General features: G+C 65.6%; 24 protein-coding genes and 1 tRNA gene. 10 read left to right on the forward strand and 15 right to left on the reverse strand.

All coding sequences use genetic code 11. The features are described from left to right. Nucleotides 1-36 precede the first annotated feature (36 nt). The 6 genes from IPF85_RS07120 to IPF85_RS07145 all read left to right on the forward strand — a co-directional run bounded on the left by IPF85_RS07120 (nt 37) and on the right by IPF85_RS07145 (nt 6,323). Entirely contained in the window at nt 37-918 is an 882-nt protein-coding gene (locus tag IPF85_RS07120) for a hypothetical protein (RefSeq protein WP_343407377.1), read from the forward strand. 283 nt (nt 919-1,201) lie between these two features. After that, nucleotides 1,202-1,636, forward strand: a complete 435-nt coding sequence (locus IPF85_RS07125; RefSeq protein ID WP_343407378.1) for a hypothetical protein — start codon at nt 1,202-1,204, stop codon at nt 1,634-1,636. Further along, nucleotides 1,620-1,937: an HNH endonuclease signature motif containing protein gene (locus IPF85_RS07130; RefSeq protein WP_343407379.1), complete on the forward strand. Its 318-nt coding sequence runs from the start codon at nt 1,620-1,622 to the stop codon at nt 1,935-1,937. The genes IPF85_RS07125 and IPF85_RS07130 overlap by 17 nt, the downstream gene beginning before the upstream one ends. Then, nucleotides 1,904-3,502, forward strand: a complete 1,599-nt coding sequence (locus tag IPF85_RS07135) for an alkaline phosphatase family protein (RefSeq protein ID WP_343407380.1) — start codon at nt 1,904-1,906, stop codon at nt 3,500-3,502. Before IPF85_RS07130 ends, IPF85_RS07135 begins: the two co-directional genes overlap by 34 nt. Then, nucleotides 3,499-5,028 (forward strand): O-antigen ligase family protein, encoded by a 1,530-nt coding sequence (locus tag IPF85_RS07140; protein WP_343407381.1) that lies wholly within the window; start codon nt 3,499-3,501, stop codon nt 5,026-5,028. The genes IPF85_RS07135 and IPF85_RS07140 overlap by 4 nt, the downstream gene beginning before the upstream one ends. Nucleotides 5,029-5,030: 2 nt before the next feature. Continuing rightward, entirely contained in the window at nt 5,031-6,323 is a 1,293-nt protein-coding gene (locus IPF85_RS07145; RefSeq protein ID WP_343407382.1) for a glycosyltransferase family 4 protein, read from the forward strand. Between the two features lie 46 nt (nt 6,324-6,369). On the opposite strand, the gene IPF85_RS07150 is transcribed toward IPF85_RS07145, so the two are convergent. After that, nucleotides 6,370-6,443 (reverse strand) — tRNA-Val (locus IPF85_RS07150). A 256-nt stretch (nt 6,444-6,699) separates the two neighbouring features. On the opposite strand from IPF85_RS07150, the gene IPF85_RS07155 reads away from it, so the two are divergent. The 4 genes from IPF85_RS07155 (at nt 6,700) to IPF85_RS07170 (ending at nt 9,930) form a co-directional block, all read left to right on the forward strand. Beyond that, nucleotides 6,700-7,917, forward strand: a complete 1,218-nt coding sequence (locus IPF85_RS07155) for a citrate/2-methylcitrate synthase (protein WP_343407383.1) — start codon at nt 6,700-6,702, stop codon at nt 7,915-7,917. A 95-nt stretch (nt 7,918-8,012) separates the two neighbouring features. After that, nucleotides 8,013-8,429 carry a ferredoxin gene (locus IPF85_RS07160; RefSeq protein ID WP_343407384.1) on the forward strand — a complete coding sequence of 139 codons (417 nt, stop codon included), beginning with the start codon at nt 8,013-8,015 and terminating at the stop codon, nt 8,427-8,429. A gap of 15 nt (nt 8,430-8,444) precedes the next feature. Then, the gene (locus tag IPF85_RS07165) at nt 8,445-8,912 is read left to right on the forward strand and encodes an MOSC domain-containing protein (RefSeq protein WP_343407385.1); all 468 of its coding nucleotides are present in this window, start codon (nt 8,445-8,447) and stop codon (nt 8,910-8,912) included. A gap of 19 nt (nt 8,913-8,931) precedes the next feature. Beyond that, on the forward strand, nt 8,932-9,930 hold the full coding sequence (locus tag IPF85_RS07170; RefSeq protein ID WP_343407386.1) for an FAD-dependent oxidoreductase: 999 nt from the start codon (nt 8,932-8,934) through the stop codon (nt 9,928-9,930). Between the two features lie 81 nt (nt 9,931-10,011). Here the strand turns inward: IPF85_RS07170 and IPF85_RS07175 are convergent, their stop codons facing one another. From IPF85_RS07175 to IPF85_RS07240, 14 genes are all read right to left on the reverse strand, one after another. Continuing rightward, nucleotides 10,012-10,683: a DUF3307 domain-containing protein gene (locus tag IPF85_RS07175; RefSeq protein WP_343407387.1), complete on the reverse strand. Its 672-nt coding sequence runs from the start codon at nt 10,681-10,683 to the stop codon at nt 10,012-10,014. A gap of 12 nt (nt 10,684-10,695) precedes the next feature. After that, a complete protein-coding gene (locus IPF85_RS07180; protein ID WP_343407388.1) occupies nt 10,696-10,971 on the reverse strand; it encodes a hypothetical protein in 276 nt (91 codons plus the stop codon). 178 nt (nt 10,972-11,149) lie between these two features. Beyond that, entirely contained in the window at nt 11,150-12,730 is a 1,581-nt protein-coding gene (gene murJ / locus IPF85_RS07185) for a murein biosynthesis integral membrane protein MurJ (RefSeq protein WP_343407389.1), read from the reverse strand. Beyond that, nucleotides 12,727-13,272, reverse strand: a complete 546-nt coding sequence (locus IPF85_RS07190) for an adenylyltransferase/cytidyltransferase family protein (RefSeq protein WP_343407390.1) — start codon at nt 13,270-13,272, stop codon at nt 12,727-12,729. The genes murJ and IPF85_RS07190 overlap by 4 nt, the downstream gene beginning before the upstream one ends. Before the next feature lie 191 nt (nt 13,273-13,463). Then, a complete protein-coding gene (locus IPF85_RS07195) occupies nt 13,464-14,453 on the reverse strand; it encodes a bifunctional ADP-heptose synthase (protein WP_343407391.1) in 990 nt (329 codons plus the stop codon). 10 nt (nt 14,454-14,463) lie between these two features. Beyond that, entirely contained in the window at nt 14,464-15,171 is a 708-nt protein-coding gene (locus tag IPF85_RS07200) for a WecB/TagA/CpsF family glycosyltransferase (protein ID WP_343407392.1), read from the reverse strand. 49 nt (nt 15,172-15,220) lie between these two features. Then, nucleotides 15,221-16,006 carry a methyltransferase domain-containing protein gene (locus IPF85_RS07205; protein WP_343407393.1) on the reverse strand — a complete coding sequence of 262 codons (786 nt, stop codon included), beginning with the start codon at nt 16,004-16,006 and terminating at the stop codon, nt 15,221-15,223. Between the two features lie 64 nt (nt 16,007-16,070). Next, nucleotides 16,071-17,207 (reverse strand): glycosyltransferase family 1 protein, encoded by a 1,137-nt coding sequence (locus tag IPF85_RS07210; protein WP_343407394.1) that lies wholly within the window; start codon nt 17,205-17,207, stop codon nt 16,071-16,073. Then, nucleotides 17,207-17,842 carry an L-threonylcarbamoyladenylate synthase gene (locus IPF85_RS07215; protein WP_343407395.1) on the reverse strand — a complete coding sequence of 212 codons (636 nt, stop codon included), beginning with the start codon at nt 17,840-17,842 and terminating at the stop codon, nt 17,207-17,209. Before IPF85_RS07215 ends, IPF85_RS07210 begins: the two co-directional genes overlap by 1 nt. A gap of 29 nt (nt 17,843-17,871) precedes the next feature. Next, complete coding sequence (locus IPF85_RS07220; RefSeq protein ID WP_343407396.1) at nt 17,872-18,717, reverse strand: Cof-type HAD-IIB family hydrolase; 846 nt, start codon at nt 18,715-18,717, stop codon at nt 17,872-17,874. A 210-nt stretch (nt 18,718-18,927) separates the two neighbouring features. Beyond that, nucleotides 18,928-19,995, reverse strand: a complete 1,068-nt coding sequence (locus IPF85_RS07225; RefSeq protein WP_343407397.1) for a HemK/PrmC family methyltransferase — start codon at nt 19,993-19,995, stop codon at nt 18,928-18,930. 147 nt (nt 19,996-20,142) lie between these two features. Further along, entirely contained in the window at nt 20,143-21,228 is a 1,086-nt protein-coding gene (gene prfA, locus IPF85_RS07230; RefSeq protein ID WP_343407398.1) for a peptide chain release factor 1, read from the reverse strand. A gap of 175 nt (nt 21,229-21,403) precedes the next feature. After that, nucleotides 21,404-21,994: a phosphoribosyltransferase family protein gene (locus IPF85_RS07235; RefSeq protein WP_343407399.1), complete on the reverse strand. Its 591-nt coding sequence runs from the start codon at nt 21,992-21,994 to the stop codon at nt 21,404-21,406. A 69-nt stretch (nt 21,995-22,063) separates the two neighbouring features. Continuing rightward, nucleotides 22,064-23,023: a tetratricopeptide repeat protein gene (locus tag IPF85_RS07240; protein ID WP_343407400.1), complete on the reverse strand. Its 960-nt coding sequence runs from the start codon at nt 23,021-23,023 to the stop codon at nt 22,064-22,066. Nucleotides 23,024-23,039 lie beyond the last annotated feature (16 nt).

Consider the following 23,039-nt stretch of genomic DNA (forward strand, 5'->3'; position numbering starts at 1 on the left):
GTTGCCTCCGTTGGGGTGTTGGGGATTTCGCTTTGGGTGCTGGCGGTTTTGGTGCTGACGCTGAGCGCGTGCCGGGCCATGCCGCGGCCGCCGAGAGTGACTCCTGTGCCGCCATCCGCCGAATTGCGCCCCACCGCCCAGGTCGGGCCATCGCCCCAGCCTGCGGATGAGTCAACGCCAACGGCTGCCGTTGATCTGACGCCCTTGCAGCATTTGCCCATCGGCCTGGCCGTCAATCCGGCCACGGTGGCCGGCCTGGCGCCGCTCCTGCAGGCGCAGGACATCATCAAAGTCACGGCGGCCAACGTGGGACTGGCGGCGCAGGCGGGTCAGGCGCAGTGCGCCTTGCACCTGCCGCGGCTGGACGCCTACACGCCGGACGAACTGCTGGCTGTGGTCCCGCAGGCCGATCTGGATCGCTGCGCGTTCTTCACGCTGAGCATCGAAGCCCATGCTCTGCCGGAGGCGGACGTCCCTGATCCGTCGGCCTTTCTTGGCCGCGTGCGCACGTTGGCCGATCATTTTGGCAAAAAACTGATGGTGGCGGCGCCCGCCTATCGCTTTGTGGACAATCTCGGCAACATTGGCGGCCGTCGCAATCTCAAGCCGGGGTCGGGCGTGGACGCGGCTCGTTATGCCGACATCCTGATTGTCGAAGCGCAGAAGTCGGTGGACGACCCCGCCTCCTTCGCCAGCCTGCTGCGCCAGGCGAGACCGGCCGCGCAGGCCATCAACCCAGCCGTTCAGGTCTGGGCCATGATCGGCTGCGCCGAAGACCGCTGCAGCGATTCCGTGGACGCGTTCGTGACCGCGCTTGTGCCCCTGGCAACCGAGCTCGACGGCATCTGGATCTTCTACCCCCCCGCCGATCCCACCCTCGCGCAGGACTTCGTGAAACTGATGGGGAGGGGGGGGTGATCGGAGACCGGAGAAGGGGAGAAGGGGAGAAGGGGAGAAGGGAGGGGAGAAGGGGAGAAGGGGAGAAGGGGAGAAGGGGAGAGGGGAGAAGGGGAAGGGGAGAAGCGGAGAAGCGGAGAGGGAGAGGGATTGGCGAACTCTCGTCCTCCACGTACCCGATCTCTGATCTCTGATCTCTGATCTCGAATCTCTGATCTCTGCACGGTTCTTGACACGCGTCCCACACGGCGCGATACTAGGCTTAACTTTTTCGGGGTGCGGGTGGTTCAGAAATGAGGTTTGGATGACATTACAGACGATTACACTTCGCCTGCCTGAGGAATCCTACCGGCGGCTGCAGGGGATGGCAACCGCGCTGCGACGTCCGCTGGAAGAAGTCGCATCCCAAACGATACGCGGCAATCTGCCTCCGGCCGTGGACGATCTGCCGGCCGAGTTCCAAGACGAACTGGCCGTCTGGTCGAATTTGAGCGACGAGCAACTCTGGAGGATCGCGCTGGATTCACTGCCGTCCGATCCGTGGCGGCGACATCGGCGCCTTTTGCGCAAGAACGAAGCCAACACGTTGACCGATGCTGAACGCGAAGAACTGGCGCGCCTGCGGGCCGCAACCGACCGGTTCGTCGTGCGGCGCTCCTACGCCCTCGCTTTGTTGAAGTGGCGCGGCCATACCCTGCCAATTTCCTCTATGATGCCCACCCGTGCCGACGCGCCGTAAGCTTTCCTCTGCGCTGCGCCGGGCCGTCGCTGCGCGATCCGGCCATCGCTGCAGCTACTGTCGCAGCCCAGCATGGGCTGGCGTCGCCATGGTGATGGACCACATCATCCCCCTGGCGGCCGGTGGGGCATCGGACAGCACCAACCTCTGCCTGGCTTGCTATCGCTGCAACGAGTTCAAGGGCGCACGAACCGAAGCGCGTGATCCACTGAGCGGCGACGTCACACCTCTATTCAATCCCAACAGCCAGGAATGGCATAACCACCCATGCACACACTCATCATCGGCCTCGATGGCCTGAATTGGCCCTTGCTGGAGCCTCTGCTGGCCGCGGGGCTGCTGCCCACGCTGGCGCGGCTGCGGCGTGAGGGCGTTCCCGCGCCGCTGCTCTCCGTGCTGCCCACGCAATCGGCCTCGGCCTGGGCCTCGTTCATGACGGGGCAGCAGCCCGCGGTGCATGGCGTGTTCGATTTCCTGGCCCGCCAGCCCGATGGCCGCTATCGCCATGCCAAACCCGCGCCCGGCAGCACCCTGTGGGCCTGGCTCAACCGCGGCGGCCTGGCCGTGGGCGCGATCAATTTTCCCGTCACCTACCCGCCTGACCCGGTGCAGCCGTTCCAGGTCAGCGGCATGTTGAGCCTGGAGCAGCCGCCCTTCACGCACCCGCCGGCGCTGGCCGCAGAAATCCGCCAGGCCGTGCCCGATTACCGCCTCGACCTGGAATGGCAACTGTACGCGGGTCGCCCGGACGCGCTGCTGGCCGAACTGACCCAGATGACGCAGGCCCGCGTGCGCCTGGTGGAGCGCCTGACGGCTCGTCACGCGCTCGACGTGCTGGCCGTGGCCTACATCTCGCCTGATCGCCTGCTGCACGCGCTGTGGTGGATGCTCGATCCCACGCACCCTGCGGCGGATGCACGGCTGGCCGCGCAGTTGCAGCCGGCCTGGGAGGCCTACTGGCGCACGCTCGACCAGGCCGTGGCCCGCACCATCGCCCTGGCCGGGGCTGACACCACCGTCTTCATCCTGTCCGATCACGGCTTTCAGGCCGCGGTCTGGCAGTTCCGCGTCAACGAATGGCTGGCGCAGCACGGTTGGTATCGCAGCCAGGCCGGCCGCGGTCGCTTGACTGGCCTGCTGCGCCGCCTGGACACGCCGCTCGTGCAGCACTGGCGCCGCCGCCTGGTCAAGGATGTTTCGCGCTTTGCCGGCTTCATGACGCCCGGCGGCGCCACCGATTGGGCGCACACGCTGGCCTTCTGCCCGTGGAACACTCAACAGGGCATTCGCCTCAACCTGGCCGGCCGCGACCCGCACGGCATCGTGACCCCCGGCCCGGCCGCGGAGCGCCTGCTGACCGAGATCGAACAGGCGCTGGCCGCGGCCCGCTTCGACGGGCAGCCGCTCGTGGGCGGCGTGGTGCGCCTGGCCGAACAGATGGCCGGGCAGACCTCGCTCGCCCAACCCGATCTGCTGCCCGACCTGCTCTTCTGGCTCAACCCGCCCTTTGCCGGCAACCTGCAGACGCCGGGCCTCTTCACGCGCACCGGCTGGGCCAGCGGCGATCATGCCCTGACCGGCATGCTGCTGGCCTGGGGCGCCGGCATCGCCGCCCAGGCCAGGGCGGCGCGCCCGCTCAGCCCCACGCCGCGCCTGATTGACGTGGCGCCCACTGTGTTGCACAGCTTGGGCCTGGCCGTGCCGGAAACCATGCAGGGCCGGGCGCTCACCGAACTGCTGCAAAGTACGGCCCCGGTGCGCCGGCAAGCACCCGCGCCCGCCGCTGAGTCAGCCGGCCAGGCTGCGCTCAACGACGCTGAAACTGCCGATCTGCAGGAACGCCTGCGCGGGCTTGGGTACCTGTGAGCCGGCCAGGCCGCAGACGAGCGTGGACGCGCGGCCGGTCGGCGCAGGCCGACCTGGCGGCGGAACGCCCCTTCGCCCCGAATTCATTCGGCGGGCGCTTCGCCCCGAATTCATTCGGCGGGCGCTTTTGGATCGTCGCCGTACTCCTCTTCGTCCTGGCCGGCGTGGTCAGCATCGTGCTTCCCCCGCTGGCCATCGTTCTGCTGGCAGCCCTGGTCGGCGTGTGGCTGGCCGTGTCTGTTGACGCGGCTGCCCTGGTGCTGCCTCTGCTGCTCATCCGCTCTGCAGCCGACAGCATCATGGATCTGTTCACCCTGTTCAGTGGCACGCCGCTGGAGATGAACCTGGCCGGCGCGCTCAATTCCTTCACCCTGGGCCTGGGACTGGCCTACGCCCTGCGCCGCTGGCTGATCGCCGACCGCGCCGGCCGCGGCCACATCATCCTGGGCATCCCCGGCGCCGGCTGGTACATCGCCTGGCTCTTGATCGGCCTGGCCGGCGTGGCCGTGTCGCTGGCGCCGCTCGAAACCCTGAAAGAATGGGTGCGCCTGGCGAGTGGGCTGGCGCTCTTCGTGCTGGCGCGGCCGTTGGCGGCTAACCCTGCCCGTCGTCCGGCCCTGGTGTGGGTGATTTTCCTGGCCAGCCTGGCGCCCCTCGCCCTGGAGTTCTACCAACTGACCACCGGCACCGGCTATTTCTTCACCGGCCTGGCCGACACCGCCTACGCCTACCGCGCCCAGGGCACCTTCGGCCATCCCGCCATCCTGGCCTCATTCCTGCTGGTGGTGGTTGCCCTGGCCGGCGCCCTGTGGTTGACGCCCGCGCCCGCTCCTGCCGCTCCTGCCGCCATTCGCCAGCCGGCGCGGCCGTTTGCCTTCTTCATGCTGGCCCTGACCGCCAGCGGCCTGCTGATGACCCTGGCGCGCGCGCAGTGGCTGGGATTATGGGCCGTGGTGATCGTCCTATTGGCCTTCCGCCGGCCGCGCTGGCTGTGGTTGGCGATCGTTCTGCCCCTGCTGCTGCTGGCCCTGCCGCCCATCCGCCAGCGCCTCACTTCGGCGGACGCACAAGATTCTGTGGCCTGGCGCTGGGAGTTGTGGCAGGTGGGCCTGAGTTTGATTGATCTGGCGCGAGTCATTGGCCGCGGCCTGTCAACCTTTCCGATCTATGTCGAGCAGGTGTTGCCCCCGCGCTACGTGGCCCCGCCGCACAACGATTATCTCAAGGTGCTGATCGAAACCGGGCCGCTGGGCGCGCTGGCCTGGGCCGGCTGGCAACTGCGCTGGCTGGGCGCCGCCGCCCGCCGCGCCGCGACCAATCCATACGCACTGGCGCTGGCCGCGGTGGTGGTCGGCGGACTCGTCGTCAGCCTCACCGACAACTTTGTGCAGTACACCTCGGTGCAGTGGTACGTTTGGGTGTTGGCCGCGCTGGCGTTTGTGGATGTGCCGGCGGTTGAAACCGCGGCAACCCTTGCGAAGCCGGCCTGCGCCGGCTCGATGCAGCCCGGACAAGGAGCGGCATGACGATGACACCAGAGACAGGGCCGACGCCTGCGCGGCCGGGCAACGGCAGGGGCGGCCATGAGGGCGACCGCAAGGGATCGCCCCTACGGGTGGCGGTGATTGGCGATTATCCGGAGAATCCCCCGAACCTGGTGGGCGGCATCCAGGCGGTGATGTATTACACGTTGGCCGCGCTCAAGCAGCATTCCGACCTGGAGTTGCACGTCGTCACCTGTGAGAAGTGGTTCAAGGGCACGGCGGCCCGCGGCGCGGTCGTGCGCGACGGGCCGTTGACGATCCACTATCTGCCCTCAGCGTCGCGTATTCCCCACACCCTTTCCATGCGCACCGTGGACCGCTGGGCGCTGCGCCGGCGCTTGCAGGAGATCGCCCCGGATGTCATTCATGCGCATGGTCAGGCCGCGGCCTATCCGCTGGCCGCGTTCGACACAGGCGCGCCGACGGTGGTGACGGTACATGGCATCAACACGCACGAGGCTGCGGCCGAGGCGCGCGGCGGGCGTCTGAAAGCCTGGCTGCGCACGGCCATTTGGCGGGCCACCGAACTGGCCGTCCTGCGCCGCGCCACCGATCTGGTCATCATCTGCCCCTGGGTCGAGCAGTTCGTGCGCCCGCACTCGCCGGCGCGGCTGCACCTGATCGAAAATCCGGTACACGACGACTTTTTCGCGCTCGATCGCCGGCCGCAGTCGCACCGCATCCTGTTCGTCGGTTCGGTCATCCATCGCAAAGGGGTGTTGGAGTTGGTGCAGGCCATGCGCACAGTGGTCGGTCAGCTGCCGGACGCGCACCTGGTCATCGCCGGCGGTGTCACGCCGATCTATCAAGCCTACGGGCAGCAGGTGCAGCAGACCATTGACGACCTCGGCCTGCGTGCGCACATCAGCCTGCCCGGCTACCTGGGTCACGCCGAGCTGCTGGCGGCTTACGGCCGCGCCGCGCTATTCACCCTGCCCTCGTGGGTCGAAAGTTCGCCGGTGGCCCTGGCGCAAGCCCTGGCCGCGGGCGTTCCTGTCGTCACCACCACCATTGGCGGCACCGAACACCTGGTCGAGGATGGCGTTAACGGCCTGCGCGTGCCCGCGCGTGATCCGGAGGCCCTTGCGGCCGCCCTCCTGCGCCTTCTGCGAGACCCCGCGGCCGCCGACCGCTACGCCGCGGCCGGCCGTCACCTGGCCGCGGCCCGCTTCACCCAGGCTGTCGCCGCGGCCAGGTCGGCGGAGGTGTATCGAATGCTCGGGAAGGTTGGCTGGATTGGCCGACGCATCGGTATAGAGAAGTATAGAGAAGTGTAGCCGGCAATCAAAAACCTCACAGGCAGACTGCCTGTGAGGTTTTCTGTGGGCGGGTAGGGGCTCGAACCCTAGACCTCACGGATGTGAACCGTGCGCTCTGACCGACTGAGCTACTCGCCCGTAATGGCCGCCAGTATACCATCATTCCACGGTCACAGCAAATTTTACGCCGGTGACAGCCACACCACAGGGTCGAACTTCAGCCCATGATCGCGGCGTGCGTGATCGTGGCAACCACCTGCAGCCACCCGACCTACGCTTTCAGGGTACGACACAAAAGAACGAATTGACAGCGCGCAAGCAGCCGGGTATAATGATTGTGCCTGATCCCCATCCTGTCCCACCCCGTGCCCATACTCATGAAAGGAGCGACTGTATGCCGGAAAAAGATGCTGCGGTTGTTGCAGCCGTTGCCAAGGGCCTCGAAGGTGTTATTGCCGCGGCAACTTCGATTAGTTCCATTGACGGAACCGCCGGCCGTCTGACTTATCGTGGCATTCCCATCGAGGACCTGGCCGCCAACTCGTTCTACGAGGAGGTTGCCTATTTCCTGTGGAATGGTCAGTTGCCCACGCAGCCCCAGCTGGAGCAGTTCATGGCCGACCTGGCCTTGATGCGCAAGCTGCCTGATAATATCGTGGCAGCTCTCAAGATCTTCCCTACGACTTCCTCTGGCATGGATATGCTGCGCACGGTGATTTCGCTCCTCTCTGTGAGCGATCCCGAAGAAGAGAACAATTCCCCAGGCGCTAACCGGCGCAAGGCGCTGCGCCTGATGGCTCTGTTTCCTTCTATCATCGCCGGTTTCCATCGCGTACGTAACGGGCTTGACATCATTGCGCCCAATCCGACCCTGGGCCACGCCGAGAATTTCCTCTATATGCTGACCGGCGCCAAGCCCGACCCGGTGAGGGTCAAAGGCGTTGATTTGTACCTGGTTTTGCTGGCTGACCACGGTCTCAACGCGTCCACGTTCACGGCCAGGGTCATTGCCGGCACCGAAGCCGACATGTACGCGGCCGTGACCGGCGCCCTGGGCGCGCTCAAGGGGCCTTTGCACGGCGGCGCTAACCAGGGTGTGATGGATATGCTGGACGAGATCGGCAGCCTGGCCCATGTGGATGCCTGGTTCGATGCCACCATGTCCGGACATCGCCGCATCATGGGCATGGGGCACCGTGTCTACAAGACCGAAGACCCACGCGCACGTGTGCTGCGCCGCGTCTCCGATGAGATGGGGCACGCGGTCGGCCAGCACGACCTGCATGAGATGGCCCTGCGCATCGAGCAGCGCGCGATCGCGCACCCCCACTTTCTCGAACGTAAGCTGGCGCCCAACGTGGACTACTATTCGGCCACGGTGCTCTACTATGCCGGGATTCCGCTCGATCTCTTCACGACCATCTTCGCGATGAGCCGCATCGTGGGCTGGACCGCACATCTGATCGAGCAATACGCGGATAACCGCTTGATCCGCCCTCGGGCACAGTACATCGGCCCCGATTATCAGCCGTATGTCCCGATGGCTGAGCGTACAACCGAAAAGCTGGCTGAAGTCGCCCAGTCCCTGCACATGGCATCCAGCCAGTCGTAAGCAGCGGCCTGAGCTTCAGTTCCGGCGCTCTGCTCAAAGTCCTGCTGGCCCGCCAGCGGGACTTTAATTTGTCTCACGGAGGATTCAATCAGACCATGAGTTTCTTGTCCAAATTGCTCGGCGGCAAGCCTGCTACGGCAGGGGCGCCGCCCGTCAAAATACCAACCGCCGCCACTGCGGCGCCGATGACGCCAACCCCTGCCGCTGGCTTGCCTGGCAGCATTGTTTCCCCCACCGGCAAAGTTCCTTCCCTGCGCATCGAGATTGATCGCCGCTGCTGTACGGCCATGGGCGACTGTATGCGCACCGCGCCCGGGGTGTTCGAAATTGATGAGGATGGCATTGCGATTGTGGTGGATGCGGCCGCCGCCGACCGCGCCCGGATCATCCTCGCTGCCGAAAACTGTCCCACGCAGGCCATCCGCCTGTACGAGCTGCAGGGCCAGCGCGTCTATCCTGATTGGATGGACGGCGTCGGCGCGGCCGGGGGCGGTGGGGCGACATTGGGATAAACGGATGCAACAGCCATGATGGCAACGATTACCCACATCAATGCGTCGCCTGGCGGGGTGCCCAAGCTGCCACAGCCATCCGCTCGCATCACGCGCGCCGGGCTTGACGGCGATAGCCAGCGCGATCTGGTACACCACGGCGGCCCCGATCGTGCGCTCTGTCTCTACTCCCTGGAACTGATCGAGGCCCTGCAGCGCGAAGGCCATACCATCTTCCCCGGCGCGGCCGGCGAGAATATCACCGTGCGCGGACTTGATTGGGCCGCGCTGCACAGCGGACAGCGTCTGCGCCTGGGCGCTGAGGTCTTGATCGAACTGACCGATACCGCCAATCCCTGTCGCCACCTGACTGACTTTTTCGTGCAGGGCGCCGTCAAACGTATTGCAGCCTGGGTGCATCCCGGCTGGAGTCGTTTCTATGCACGCGTGCTGCAGGAAGGCACGCTGCAGGTGGCCGACCCGGTGACGTTGCTGCCGGGCTGAGTTGACAGGAGAGAGAAGCATGGATTGTGATGTCTTGGTAATTGGCGCGGGCATGACCGGTTTGAGCGCCGGCCAGCGCCTGCGTGAGCAAGGCCGGCGTGTGCTTGTGCTGGAGAAGGCCCGCAGCGCAGGCGGACGTATGGCAACGCGGCGCATCGGACCCGGCCGCGCCGATCATGGTGCGCAATTTCTCACCGCCCACACCCCCGCCTTCGCCGCGGCGCTGGCAGGCTGGGAGGCCGCCGGCTTGATCTACCCCTGGACGGCCGGCTATGCCCGGGGCAGTTTGCGCCCCAGCGCCGATGCCACGTTCTACCCGCGTTACGCCGCGGTTAACGGCATGAATCACCTGGCGCAACAGTTGGCGCAAGGGCTTGAGGTGCGCACCGCGGTGACCGTGCAGGCTGTGCGCCGGCTGGCCCACGGTTGGCAGGTTGAGGACAGCGCGGGGGGCAGCACGCACGCCAGCCAGTTGTTACTGACCGCGCCGGCGCCGCAGAGCCTGGCCCTGTTGGCGGCCGGTGAGGTGGCCTTGAGCACCGCCGATCAGGCCGCGCTGGCGGTCATCGCGTATGATCCGTGCCTGGTTGGCCTGTTTTGGTGGCAAGGCGCAGCCCTGCTGCCGCCTGTTGGCGCCCTGCTGCGCAGCCAGCACGATCCTTTTTGGATTGCCGACAACCAGCAGAAGGGCATTTCACCCGAGGCAACGCTGCTGACGGTGCAGAGCAGTGCGGCTTTCAGCCGCCGCTGGTGGGAGGCTGACGATGCGGCCGCCCTGACTGCCATCCAGGCCGGGCTGCAGGAATTTCTGGACCCGCAGGGGCGCCTGGTCGAGGCACAGCTCAAGCGCTGGCGTTTTGCCACGGCCAGCACGCTCTGCCCGCAGCCGTTCCTGCTGCCGGCTGGCCTGCCCGGCCTGGCCCTGGCCGGTGATGCCTTCGACGCCGCGGGCAGCAAAGTAGGCTCCGTGGAGAGCGCGTTTCTTTCCGGTCAGCAGGTTGCCGCAGCGCTGACGTGAAAATTTGCCGAATGAGTTCGGCACTCCCGGTTTGGAGTCCTCGACAAGTCGAGGACTTTTTATTTTGGGTGTTGCCGCGGGTTACTGCCCGGCGTTCAGGAGCAGGATGCTGCCGGCCGCGACTAAGGCGACCAGGACATCGGTCAGAGCGGCGCGGCGGCGACAGGTGCCCGTGACATACGGCAGCGCCAGGCTCAGCGCCAGGGCAGAGCCGGTGGAGGTTGAGGCCGGGCGACCTGCGAGCAAGAACAGGGTCAACAGCAGGCCGCGCGTGACCATGCGCACCAGGGCGAAGCGGTTCAGTTCTTGCTGGTAGGTGGCGTCGCGATGGGTGAAGATGCGTTCGCTGATGAACCAAATATGGGTGGCCAACAGGTAGCCGCTGAGAAGTATGGCCAGGTTGGGCTTCAGGAGCGGTGTGGCCGCCGGGGTGTGCTGGGCGATCCAGGCGCTGGCTAGCCAGAGGGTGATCATGTGTAGGGCCTGATCGGCCAGATAGCTGCTGACGACCCAGTGCGGGCGCCAGCGCATGACGACATTTTTTCCGGCATCCAGGGCAAAGTGGACCAGGGCGATGGCGGCCAGCGGGAGCCAGACCTGCGGCAGGGCCGGCCCAACCAGGATCAGCATAACGACGATGTGAATCGCGACATGCAGCGTCAGGCCCCCCAGGGTGCGCTTGGCGCGCACCATCCAACTAGACTGCAGGGGATAGTCAGCAATCAAGTGCGCTAAGAGCAGAGTCCAGAACATCTTGTCGGTTTACTAACGGATGACGAAGCTCAGGATGACGATGACGGCGAACAGCGACGCGGCCAGCAGGCCGACGCGGCGTAGGTCGCTGGCGACGTGACCGTACTCTTTGGCGTAATCTACCTGGACGGCCGCCTTCGAGCCGGGGCGGCGTCCCGCCAACCCTCGGCTTGCCGCGCCCGCCATATTCGATGCGCCCGTCGGCGTGATGGATGTCATACCTTGCGAATAGCGCATGGGCGATGCACTGCGCGGCGCCCGCTGCGCGACACGTTGTTTCTTTGCCATGTGAATCTCTCTTTCTTCAGTTGGGATGATTGCCAGACCGATTATACCCGACGCCGCGTGGGGCGTCAAAGTAGGGGCGCACCCTTGCGGTCGCCCACGCGGGCAGGCGCAAGGCCATGCCCACCAATTTGTAGGGGCGCACCCTTGCGGTCGCCCACTATTTTTGGGTCAGATACGATTACAGGCCCTTCGTGGGCGGAATAAGGCGTCGCAGGACCATTCGAGACACGATCTTGACTTCTTCCACGCCCAGCAGCCACAGCAGTGCGCCGTAGATGGCGATGCCACTGCCGGCGGCGCCTCCCACGACGATGACCTTGCCGACGAGGCCGCTGCCTGCCAGACCGCCCAGCCAGCCGCGCAGAACCGACAGCGCCAGGCCCATGGCCAGCGCGGCCAGCAACGCCTTGAAGCCGGTGCTCATGATCCCCTGGCCGCGCAAGGCGCCGATGGCACGCAGCAGCAAGATCAGCATGATGATCGCGTGACTCATGTGCTTGGTGGAGTCGGCCAGCACCAGGCCCAGGAAACCCAGGGGTCGTAGCAGGCTGAGCGCCACAACCAGGTAAACCACGACCGAGACGACGCCAACGATGGCCGGGGTGCGCGTGTCCTGGCGGGCGTAGAACGCGTAGTTGAAGAGAAAATCAACCCCGGCAAAGCCCAGGCCCAGCAGATAGAGACGCAGCGCCCGTGCGGTCCACAGCGTGTCGGCGGCAACGAAGCTGCCATGCTCGAACAGCAGGCGGATGATCGGCTCGGCCATGACAAAGAGGGCCACGATGGCCGGGATGAGCAGGACGAGCACCAGGCGCAGGCCGCGCCCCAGGGTGCTACGGTACGCCAGCCACTCACCGGCGGCCGCATGACGCGACAGAGTGGGCAGCGCGGCCAGCGACACCGCCACCGGCACCAATCCCAGCGGGAACTGCACCAGCGTCGTGGCGTACTGCATCCAGGCCGCGCTCTGTGTGCCGGTACGCGAGGTCAGGTTGGCGTCCACCATCACCTGGAACTGGCCGACGAGCAAACTGATGCTGACCGGCAGATAGAGACGTAGAATCTGGCGCACGGCCGGATGGCCCCACGCCAGGTGCAGACGCGCGCCGACGGCGCGCAGGCCAGGCAAGAGCAAACATAACTGCCCCAGGCTGCCCACCGCGATGCCCACCGGCAGGCTGTAGATGCCGAGCCACGGCGTCAAGAGCGGGGCGCAGATGACCACGCCCAGGTTGAAAACGGCCGCGCCCAGGGCCGCGTACGAAAATGATTTCAGCGCGTAGAGAATGCCGGTCAGCACGCCGGACAGGCCGAAGAAGAAGACGGCCGGCGCCATGATGCGCAGCGCATTGGTGATGACCGCGATCAGATGGGCATCGAAGCCGCCGCCGATCAGACGTGCCACGTAGGGCGCCAGGCCCATCAGCGCCAGGAAGAGCACGGCCATGCCGGCCCCCACCGCGGTGAGTACGGCGCTGGCTACTTCCCACAGTTCGCGACGCCTTTCCGTACGGGCGTAATCGCTGAAAACCGGTACCAGCGCCGCGCTGAGCAGGCCACCCACCAGCATATCGTAGATCATGGTCGGCACGCGTGCGGCCAGGCGGAAGGCGCTCAGTTCGCCGGCCGAGCCGAAGTAGTAGGAAATGATCGTCTCGCGCAGCAGACCCAGGATGCGGCTGGCGACGTTGCCGAAGGCCAGGATGCCGGCCGAACGGGCGACGCCACCGCTGGCCTCAGGTGGGGTGGCGTCTGTCATAGGTCAGCAGCCTCGCCTGGCGCAAAGCGTGCGACGATCAGCGCAATCAGTTCACGGGTCGAATGTCCGGCCAGGTAGGGCAGGTAGCGGACCTGGCCGCCGTAGCCGCTGACGATGGCGGCTTCGGGTGGTTCACGCCGCGGTTGTGCTGTCTGCCCGGCCGCGGGCGCGATAGTCCCGGCAGCCGGGTCCCAATCGCCGCCTTTGACGTAGACCGCCGGCCGCAGCGCGGCCACCAGCGACTCGGCCGTCAGTTCCTCGAAAATCACCACCAGGTCCACGCTGGTCAGCGCGGCCAGTATCTGCGCCCGTTCCACGGCCGGCAGCAGCGGCCGCTGTGGCCCCTTGAGCGCGCGCGTCGAAGCATCGCTGTTGACGCCGACCACCAGCGCATGGCCCAGGTTACGCGCCCGCTCCAAATAATCCACATGCCCCAGGTGCAGCAGGTCGAAATGGCCGTTGGTCATCACCACGCGCCAGCCGGCCTCGCGCCACGCGTCGCATTGAGCCAGCGCGCTGGCCCGCGCCATCACCCTACCCACGGACGTTGGCCTGTTCGATTTTCGATTTTCGATTTTCGATTTTCGGTCTCCGCTCTGCACTTTGCATTTTGCACTTTCCCCTCTGCCCCTACCACTTTGCCCTCTGCACTCTCTGCGTTTTCGGAGAAAACGCATTGCACTATACACTTTCCCCTCTGCACTTTGCACTTTGCACTATGCACTTTCCCCCTCTATCTCTCCAGCGCCTCCGCCAGTTCCGCGGGCGTCACCACCGCGTTACCCAGGCGCCGCACCACCAGGCCGGCCGCGGTCATGGCCAGGTGCGCGGCCGTGCGCAGATCGAGGCCGCCGGCCAGGGCCAGGGTCAAGACGGCGATTACCGTGTCTCCCGCACCGGTGACATCGAACACTTCTTCGCGATTCCAGGCCGGCAGATGCCGCGGCACATCGCCCCACGCCAGCAGGCTGACCCCGTCACCGCCGCGGGTGACGACCAGGCGCCGGGCGGAAAGCTCCCTCTGCAGGCGCACCAACGCCCGTTCGAAATCATGATCGTCATGCAGCGCAAAACCCACCTGCGCCTCGGCCTCGGCCGCATTGCAGCGCACCAGGTCGAAGCCGCGAAACTTGCCCAGGTCGCCCTGGGAATCCACTGTGGTCAGCACGCCGTGCTGTCGTGCGGCCGCCTGCACCGTGGCGATCAAGTCCGCGCTGACGACGCCGGTGCGGTAATCGGAAATCAACACCGCGCTGGCGCCGGCCAGCAGGCGCTCCACGTGCGTATCCAGGTGCTGCGCCAACCCCGGGCTGAGCGGCCGCCGGTCCAAATGGTCCACGCGCACCAGGTGTTGGGGAAAACGCAGGCTGCCCTGCGCCACGATGCGCGTCTTGGTGGTAGTGGGCCGCTGCGCATCGGTGACGATGCCGGCGGTGTCAATGCCCAGGCTGCGCAAATGGCCGGTCAGCATGTCGCCGGCCGCGTCCGCACCGATGACCCCGATGACGGTGGCCTGGCTGCCCAGGGCGACGATGTTGGACGCGGGATTGGCCGCGCCGCCCGGCACGCTCAGGCGCTGGCGCAGTTCAAGCACCGGCACCGGCGCCTCACGGCTCAAGCGCGTGGCAACGCCCATGACGTACTCATCCAGGCAGAGGTCGCCGATGACGACCACGCGCTGCCCGGCCAACCGGCCGACCAGGGAAGCTACCTCCAGCATCATGCCACCTCCATCATGCCCGCAGCACCGCCCACACGAAGCGGGGCAGGGCCAACTGCCGGCGCCAGCGCCGCGGCTCCTGCGCCAGCCGAAACAGCCACTCCAGGTGCAGGCGTTGCAGCCAGGCGGGCGCTCGGCGTCGCACACCGGCAATAAAATCGAGCGAGCCGCCGACGCCCATGGCCAGCGGAATCTGCAAGCGCGGCTGCGTGCGCGCAATCCACAGGTCCTGATTGGGCGCGCCGTACGCGACAAAAAGGACGTGCGGCCGCGCCGCGGTGATGCGCGCGACGATGGCCTCTTCTTCATCCGGCCGCGGGCTGCCACCAAAGCAGCCGACAATCTGCAAGGTGGGATGGCGAGCGCGCAGGACGTTGGCGGCCTGCTCTGCGATGCCTGGCCCCGCGCCCAGCAAAAAGACCCGCCAGCCCTCCCGCGCGGCCAACGCTGCCAGCCGCGGCACCCCGTCGGAGCCGGTGATGCGCGTGGGTAGCGGCTTGCCAAAACGCCGCGCGGCCCACAGCAGCCCCCAGCCATCGGCCAGCGCCAAATCGGCCGCTGCCAGCACGGCCGCAAAGGCCGGGTCATGCTGCGCGGCCATGATGAACTCCGGGTTGATCGTGACCACCTGGTGTGCCTGGCCGCTGCGCACGAAGTCAGCCGCCTGCGCCTCGAAGGCTTCCCAGGTCAGTGCGTGGACGCGCACGCCCAAAATCGTCACGGATGCCGCGTTTTGCCGCGGTCGGGAGATCGCCGCCCCTTCTGCCCTTTCAGAAGGTGTAAACATGGAAGCCGATGTGGTATTCATCCTGTTGCACCTGATCCAGGTCGAAGTGCTCGCTGGCCCATGCGCGCAGCCTGGCCATGGTCGTCGCAAAAACGTCATCCGCCACCAGCCAGGTGTCCGACCAGATGCGCTTTTCCATTTCAGCCAACACGAAACGCACCGTCACCGGCTCCTGGCCGCGGATGACGTCAACCTGGGTATGATCGTGGTAGCCAAGCTGACGTAACACCTGATCCACCTGTTCGTCGTTGCGCGTGCCCGGTCGCTCGGCCGTCGTACCCTGTGCGGCCAGCAGTTGGCGCCACTGCGTGCGTAGTTGCATGTTGATGGCACTGGGGTCGCGATGATGGATACTGTAGATGAACTTGCCGCCCGGCCGCAGCACGCGCACCGCCTCGGCCAGGGCGTCACGCCAGCCGCTGACCAGGTGCAAAACATGAAAGGCCAGGATGCCGTCGAACGTGCCGGGCGCAAAGGGCAGGCGGGTCATGTCGGCCAGCGCCACCGGCAGCGCGGGGAATTTTTGGCGCAGGACCGCCAGCATGGAACGTGAGAGGTCAACGCCGGTCATGGTCAGGCCACGCTGCACCAGCGGCCCGGCGATGCGGCCGGTGCCGATGCCAATTTCCAGCACATGGGTCGTGGCCGTCACGCCCAACACCTGCCACAGGGCGTCGGCCAACTGTGCGGCCTCATGCGGCGGCAGGCTGCGGGTCTGGTCGTAGTAGCCGGCCGCCCGGTCGAAGACCACATTTTGTACCTGGTTCATCGTTGCGCTCCCATTCGCGCGGCAGATTGCGTTACAGTCAGGATTCGCAATCTGGCAGATTGCGTTACAGTTGTAGTATGTCGAACACCTGCTGGGCGGCGATTTCCCAGCGGAATCGGCGCAGGTTGTGCTGGCCGTGCGCGATCAGGCTTTGCGCCAGCGCCGGCTCCGTCAGCAGGCGCCACAGGCCAGCGGCGATGGCGTCTGTGTCGTGTGGATCCACGAGCAGTGCGCCCGCGCCGGCCACTTCCGGGCATGATGACGTGGAAGATGTCAACACCGGTACGCCGCACGCCTGCGCCTCCAGGATCGGGAAGCCGAAGCCTTCGTATAGCGAGGGAAAGACCAGGGCCGCCGCGCCGGACAGCAGCGCCGGCAAGTCCGTCTGCGGCACGTAGCCGAGGATGCGCACCTGGTCGCCCAGTCCGAGGCCGCGGATCGGCGCCAGCACCTGGTCGGAGAGCCAACCAGGCTTGCCGGCCAGCACCAGTTGCGGGGGCGCTGCGTCCGGGCGTTCAGCCGCCCAGCGCGTCAGGAGGTGGGCAAAGGCCTGCGCCACGCGCACCAGGTTCTTGCGCGGCTGCAGGGTGCCCACATAGAAGAAGTAGGGCGCGGACAGGCCATAAGCCGCGGCGGTCCTCTGCAGCAGGCTCGGATCAGCGGGCCGTTGCATGGTGGGGGTGAAGCCGGGATAAACCACGCTGATGCGCCGAGCGTCCACCCCCAGGCGCCGGGTCAGATCATGGGCGGTGGCGTGCGAATCGGCCAGGATGTGCGTGGCGACGCGTCCGTGCCAGCGGGTGGTCAGGTCCAGGTAGAGACGCTGGCGCAGCGGGTGCGCCTGCGGGAAGAAGAGATAGCCCAGGTCGTGAATCGTCACCAGGGTGCGCCGCGGGCGCCACAGGGGCAGCACGTGCGCCGGCACGAAGAGCACATCAGGCGGGCGACGCAGCATCTCCAGGCTAAGGCGGGCGTGCGTCCACAGGCGCGGGCTGGGGATGATGCGCCAGTCCGCGCCGGCCCAGGCCTGGCGGGTGGTCTGATCGGGCGCCACATCGGTGTAGAGGCGCAGAGATGGCGGCGCGGGTCGCGTGGGCGCCAGGCGCAGCAGCGCTTCGATGAGCTGGCGGGAGTAAAGCTCCGTGCCGGTGCGTTGACTTGCCGGGCGCAGGGCGCGGCTGGCATCAATGCCCAGTAACATCAGTCGGCAGCCAACAGGCGCCGCAGCCGCGCCAGGTCGAGCGCGCCAGGGCGTAAAATGGCCGGTGGCTGCACGGTGAGGTCAACCACGGTGGAGGCCACGCCGCCCGCACAGGGGCCGCCGTCCAGCAGCAGTTCGATGCGGCCGTCGAGCTGCGCCAGCACCGCGTCTGCGGTAATGGCTGCGGCCTGGCCCGATAGATTGGCGCTGGTGGCGGCCAGCGGCGCGCCCAGGCGCTGCGCCAGGGTGCGCGGCAGGGCATGGTCTGGCAGACGCACGGCCACCGACGGCCCGCCCGCGGTGACGATGTCCGGCAGCAAGGGGCCGCGTGGCACCACCAGGGTCAGGGCGCCCGGCCACAAGGCCGCGATCAGCCGCCACGCCAGCGCCGGCACGTCACAACTGACACGTTCCAGGTCGGCCGCCTCGCCGAGCAGAAGCGGAATGGCCTTGCCCTCCGGGCGCACTTTGGCCGCGAAGAGGCGCTTCACCGCGTCCGGCAGCAGGGCATGCGCGCCGACGCCGTAGACGGTATCGGTGGGGAAAGCCACCAGTCCGCCCGCGGCCAGGACCGCCACCGCTTGCGCCACGGCGTCCGGCATGTCGGTAGAGATGACCAGCGTTTTCATTGACATCAAGACATCGATTCTCAGGTCATTTCGTGTCAATTCGTGAAATTCGTGGCCGAATCCGCATCGAGAACAAAGTGCTCCAGGACGACGGCAGCGCCGTCATCGTCAACGGTGGGGGCCTGCCAGCGGGCCGCGGCCTTGACCTGCGCGGTGGCATTGCCCATGGCGATCCCCATCCCTGCCCAACGGATCATGCTCAGGTCGTTTTCAGAATCGCCCACCGCAATCACCTCCTCCTGGCGGATACCCATCTGTGCAGCCAGCCAGGCCAGCGCCCCGCCTTTGGATGTCCCGTGCGGTACCAGTTCAACGAACAGTTCGTGCGTGCGCAGAACCTGGATATGCTCCCCAAACTGCGCGTTGAGCTTGGCGTGGATGGTGTCGCACATGGCCGGCTCGCCGGTGAAAACGATTTTTTCCGGATCGTGGGTGATGGCCTGGCGCAGGTCACTGACGTGGTGCCAGGGCAAGCCGAACCAGCGGTCATAGAACTCAACCGGATAGTGCAGCCGTTGCAGGTAGATTTCGCCATCCTGATAGACCGAGATGTCCCAGTCGAATGGCTGCACCCAGGCCACAACCTGGTGTGCGAGGCCGACCGGCAGGGTAGACCTGTGCAGCGTGGTCGCGGTCTGCAGGTCATAGACCCAGCCGCCCTGGTAACAGATCAATGGGACGTTGATGCCCAAGGCGGTGGCGAGCGGGAGTATGGGTGTGACGCCGCGGCCGGTGGCCAGGGTGATGGCCACGCCACGCGCCTGCACCTGCGCGGCTGCGGCCAGGAAGCGTGGGGAGACACGCATCGAGGCGCCCGGTTCGGCGTCCCTGGAAAAGGCGCAGAGAGTGCCATCCACATCGAAAGCGATCAAACGATACATGGTTTACGAGCTTTCAGGTACACTAGAGTTTATGCACAATATGGTTTTTCCCCACTGACATCAAGAAGGGTCTTTGGGACTTCCCGTGGAAGACAAAAAACACCCTGTGGATTGGGCGGTCGCGCACCACTACGGGTAGGGACTCGTCACGGGAAGTCCCAAAGACCTTGTGCGTTGAAATGGCGTGTACGCCCCAGCAGTGCATAAACTCTACTGCACGCGCACCAATCGGTCCAGGCCGGCGAAGTCCTGGAAAACAGTCACCTCAGCGGCGGGGAAGGCATGGCGGGCCAGCGCCGCGACCCGGAAGCCCTGATCGCTGCCGATTTCCAACAGGAGTACGCCGCCAGGACGCAGGTAGGACGGCGCCTGGCTGAGCAGTTGTTCGATGAGTTGCGTGCCGTTCGGTCCGCCATCGAGCGCCAGGCGTGGTTCGTAGTTGGCAATGTCGGGCGCCAGGTTAGGAATGTCGGCCGTCGCCACGTAGGGCAGATTGGCGGTGATGATGTCAACCGGCTGCGGCAGCGGGCTGAGCAGGCTGCCGGCCAAGAATTGCAGGCGCTCGGCCACCTGCATGCGTGTTGCGTTTTTCTGGGCCACGGCCAACGCATCGGTGGAAATGTCACTGGCGTAGATCGTCACCCGGGGATGATGGCGGGCTACGCTGACGGCAATGGCGCCGCTGCCGGTGCCGACATCGGCCATGAGAACGCCGCTGCCAGGGGTCGGCGGCCGGTAGAGCTGCGCGTAGGGCGGGTAATTGCCTGGCCCGTGCCCGTTGCTGCCGTTCGTTCGGCTGCCCGCGGTCGGCGCAAGCGCCACGCGACTGTCCAATGACTCGATCGCCAGAATGGCATGTTCAACCAGGATTTCTGTTTCTGGTCGCGGCACCAGCACTTGGGGCGTGATGAGAAAATCCAGCCCGTAGAAGCCGCGGCTGCCGATGAGATAGGCCACCGGCTCATGCCGGCGCCGGCGCTCGATCAGCTCTTCGAAGTGGGCGCGTTCCGTCGCGCTGAGAGGGCGTTCAGGGTGGGCATACAGCCCGACGCGATCGGTGTGCAGTACAAAGGCCAGCAGAATTTCGACATCGAGGCGGGGGGTCTCGGAATTGGAGCTGCGGAGGCGTTGGTTGGCGGCGGCCATGGTCCGGCCCACGGTCGTGCTCGGATCGAGGCGCCAGGCGAATGTAAAGGAAGGATTGATGGTTTCTGGCACGGGCGGGGTATATCTGTTCCCTCGTTGGAACATGGCCGGTCTGGCATTGACCTGCATCATAGCGTCAGTCCTCCTGCAAAGGCGTCATGTTCGACGCTGGCGTGCTGATTGGTGGGATCGCGCCGGCGCCATTACCGGGCGATCCAGGGCACAGGTGTGGATACGATGGCGTCAAACATGACGCCTTCTTGGCAACATCGCTTGGGTTCATTCATTGCTTTCGGCAGCTGCCTGCAGGCGTTCAGCCTGGTCAGCTGTGTTCAACTCGTTGATAAACTCATCCAGATCACCGGCCAGCACAGCCTCCAGTTGATAGAGGGTTTTGCCAATGCGGTGATCGGTGACGCGACTTTGGGGGAAGTTGTAGGTGCGGATTTTTTCGGCGCGTTCGCCGCTGCCAACCTGACTGCGGCGCGTGGCATCCAGGGCTGCGTTTTGCCGGTGCTGTTCCGCATCGTAGAGGCGGGCGCGCAGAATCTGCATGCCTTTGATCTTGTTCTGCAACTGCGATTTTTGGTCCTGGCTGGAAACCACAAGCCCGGATGGCAGGTGGGTGATGCGCACGGCCGAGTCGGTGGTGTTGACACTCTGACCACCGGGGCCGCCCGCGCGAAAGACATCTATGCGCAAGTCCTCCGCACGGATGTCCACTTCCACTTCATCCATTTCGGGTAACACGGCTACGGTGGCCGTGGAGGTGTGGATGCGTCCCTGTGACTCGGTGGACGGCACGCGCTGCACGCGATGCACGCCGCTCTCGTACTTCAGCCGCGAATAGGCGCCGCGGCCGCGCACCTCGAAGATGATCTCTTTGAAGCCACCGATGCCCGATTCATGCGAACTGAGGAGTTCTACTTTCCAGTTGTGCGCTTCGGCATAGCGGGTGATCATGCGAAACAGGTCGGCTGCAAACAGGCCGGCCTCGTCGCCGCCGGTGCCGGCCCGAATTTCCACAATGACATTGCGCTCGTCGTTGGGGTCCTTGGGCACGAGCAGCAGGTGCAACTGTTCTGCCAGGGCCGTCTGCTCTTGGGCGAGGGCGGTCAATTCTTCACGCACCAGGGCGACCAGATCGGGGTCATTTTCGCCTATCAACAGCGCGCTGGCCTCGGCCTGGTGGGTAACAACCTGCCGGTAGCGCAGGTAGGTTTCCACCAACGCGGTCAGACCCGCGTGCTCCTGCGCCGCTTCCCGCATCACGGTGCGTTGATTGTCGTTGAACAGCGCTGGATCGCCCAGCTGGCGGGTCAACTCATGATAACGGGCAACCGTTGCATCTAGTTTGTCGAACATGCGTCCTTCGCTGCCCCCCACCACGGTCGGCTTGGCGATCGCGGCAAGGAAGGTATTTTATGGTCATGAACTACTGCAAGCAGGCACGAATTGCGCCTGTTTCCTCAGGCGGAGGAGTGAAGTCCATTCCCGCGTGCAGGATACTACGTCGTCAGTCCACTGACTATGATGCTTGTTACTTCTGATCTATGAAAACAGGCAAGTTAGCCAGCGCAATGACATCCTGCCAGCCGTCATCGTTGCCTTCGGTAAACACCGCGGCGGTGGCAATGGCGGTCGCGCCGGCCTTGGTGATGACCGATCTCATTCCTGTCAACGTGCTGCCTGTGCTGACCACATCATCCACCAGGATGACCTTGCGGCCTGCGATGCTGGCATGGTCTTTTTCATCCAGAAAGAGCTGCTGCGGCGCACCGGTGGTCATAGACAGAGTCTCAGCCGAGATGGCCGCGCCCATGTAGGGCTTGTACGTCTTGCGCAGGACGATATAGGGCAGACCCAGGAGCGCGGACAGCTCGTAGATCAGCGGGATGCTCTTGGCCTCCGCGGTGACGAGGACATCGGCGCCGCCCGCTTGCTGTTTGATGCGCTCAGACAGAACCGCTGCCGTCGCCTTGACCACGGTGGTATCGCCGAGCATGTTGAAGACCGCAATGCGTACCCCCGGCGCCACCTCGAACAGGGGTAAGCGGCGGGTCAGACCCGCAATTTCGACAGTATAAAATTCACGTTCGCCAGCCAACTCAACCTCCATCTCAATCTTCATCTCAATCTTCATCTTCGGCCATCTTCATGAAAGATACAAACAATGCCTTTGCGTTGATATGTTTTCAAGTCAAGGTGTGGGCGAGGGCGGTTGCATGCTCTGCATCTGAGCCGCTTGCAACAGCATCGCCATGCGCACCCGTGCCAGCGCGGCCAGGTTGGGGTCATCCTCGTCGGCCAGCACTGCCGTGCGCTTGTATGCCTCGATCGCTTCGTCGAGGCGCTCTTGCATCTCTGCGGCGTTGGCCAGGACGTAATACGCCTGGGGCGACCGGTCGTTCAACGCCAGCGCGGCGCGGGCGTCCCGTTCGCCCTCTGCCGCGCGCTGAATCTGCAAGTAGATGAAGGCGCGTTCGACATAAAAGCGCACCGGATCGGCGATGAGCAGTCGCGCCTGGTCATACCACGGTTCAGCGGCCTGCGGCTCGCCCATCTGTTCACGCAACACTCCCAGCCAGATGAGCAGGTCGGGTTCGGCAGGCGTCAGGTGAATCGCCTGTTCGTACTGCGTAAAGGCGCCGGCCCAATCTTCAACCTGGATGTAGCGCTCGGCCTGCAGGCGATGCGCCTCGGCCGCGGCCACGTTGGGATCCTGCGGGAAGAAGTGCCGCAGCAGGAGTAGGGTCACGACGCCGAGCACGGTGACGGCGCCCACGATGGTCAGCCTGCGGCGCCAGGTGCGGCGTCGCTCAGCCATCAGGGTCTGATCCAGATACCACCACCAGCGCGCCGGTTCGGCTTGCGCCTGCTGGCGGGCGACATCCCACGCGGCAATGGCCGGAACGACCCAACGCGTGCGGGCGCGCAGGGCGCGTTGCAAGGCCTCCCAGCGCCCGCGCTCCGCACGCAGGTCCATGCCATTCTGTTCCAGCGCCGGCAACTGCGCCCAAAGCTGATCGAACGTCGTCAACAAGGCGGACGCGGCCGTCCCCTGCGCGCGGAGCATGGGCAGCGTGCGTTCAGCCTGGTCAAGCAGCTGGCGCACCTGGTCCGCCGGGGTGCTGTTTTCACGAACGATGTCATGGGCCATGATTGTCTGTGTCGCT

The organism is Candidatus Amarolinea dominans, from assembly GCF_016704685.1.
Lineage (GTDB): Bacteria > Chloroflexota > Anaerolineae > SSC4 > Amarolineaceae > Amarolinea > Amarolinea dominans.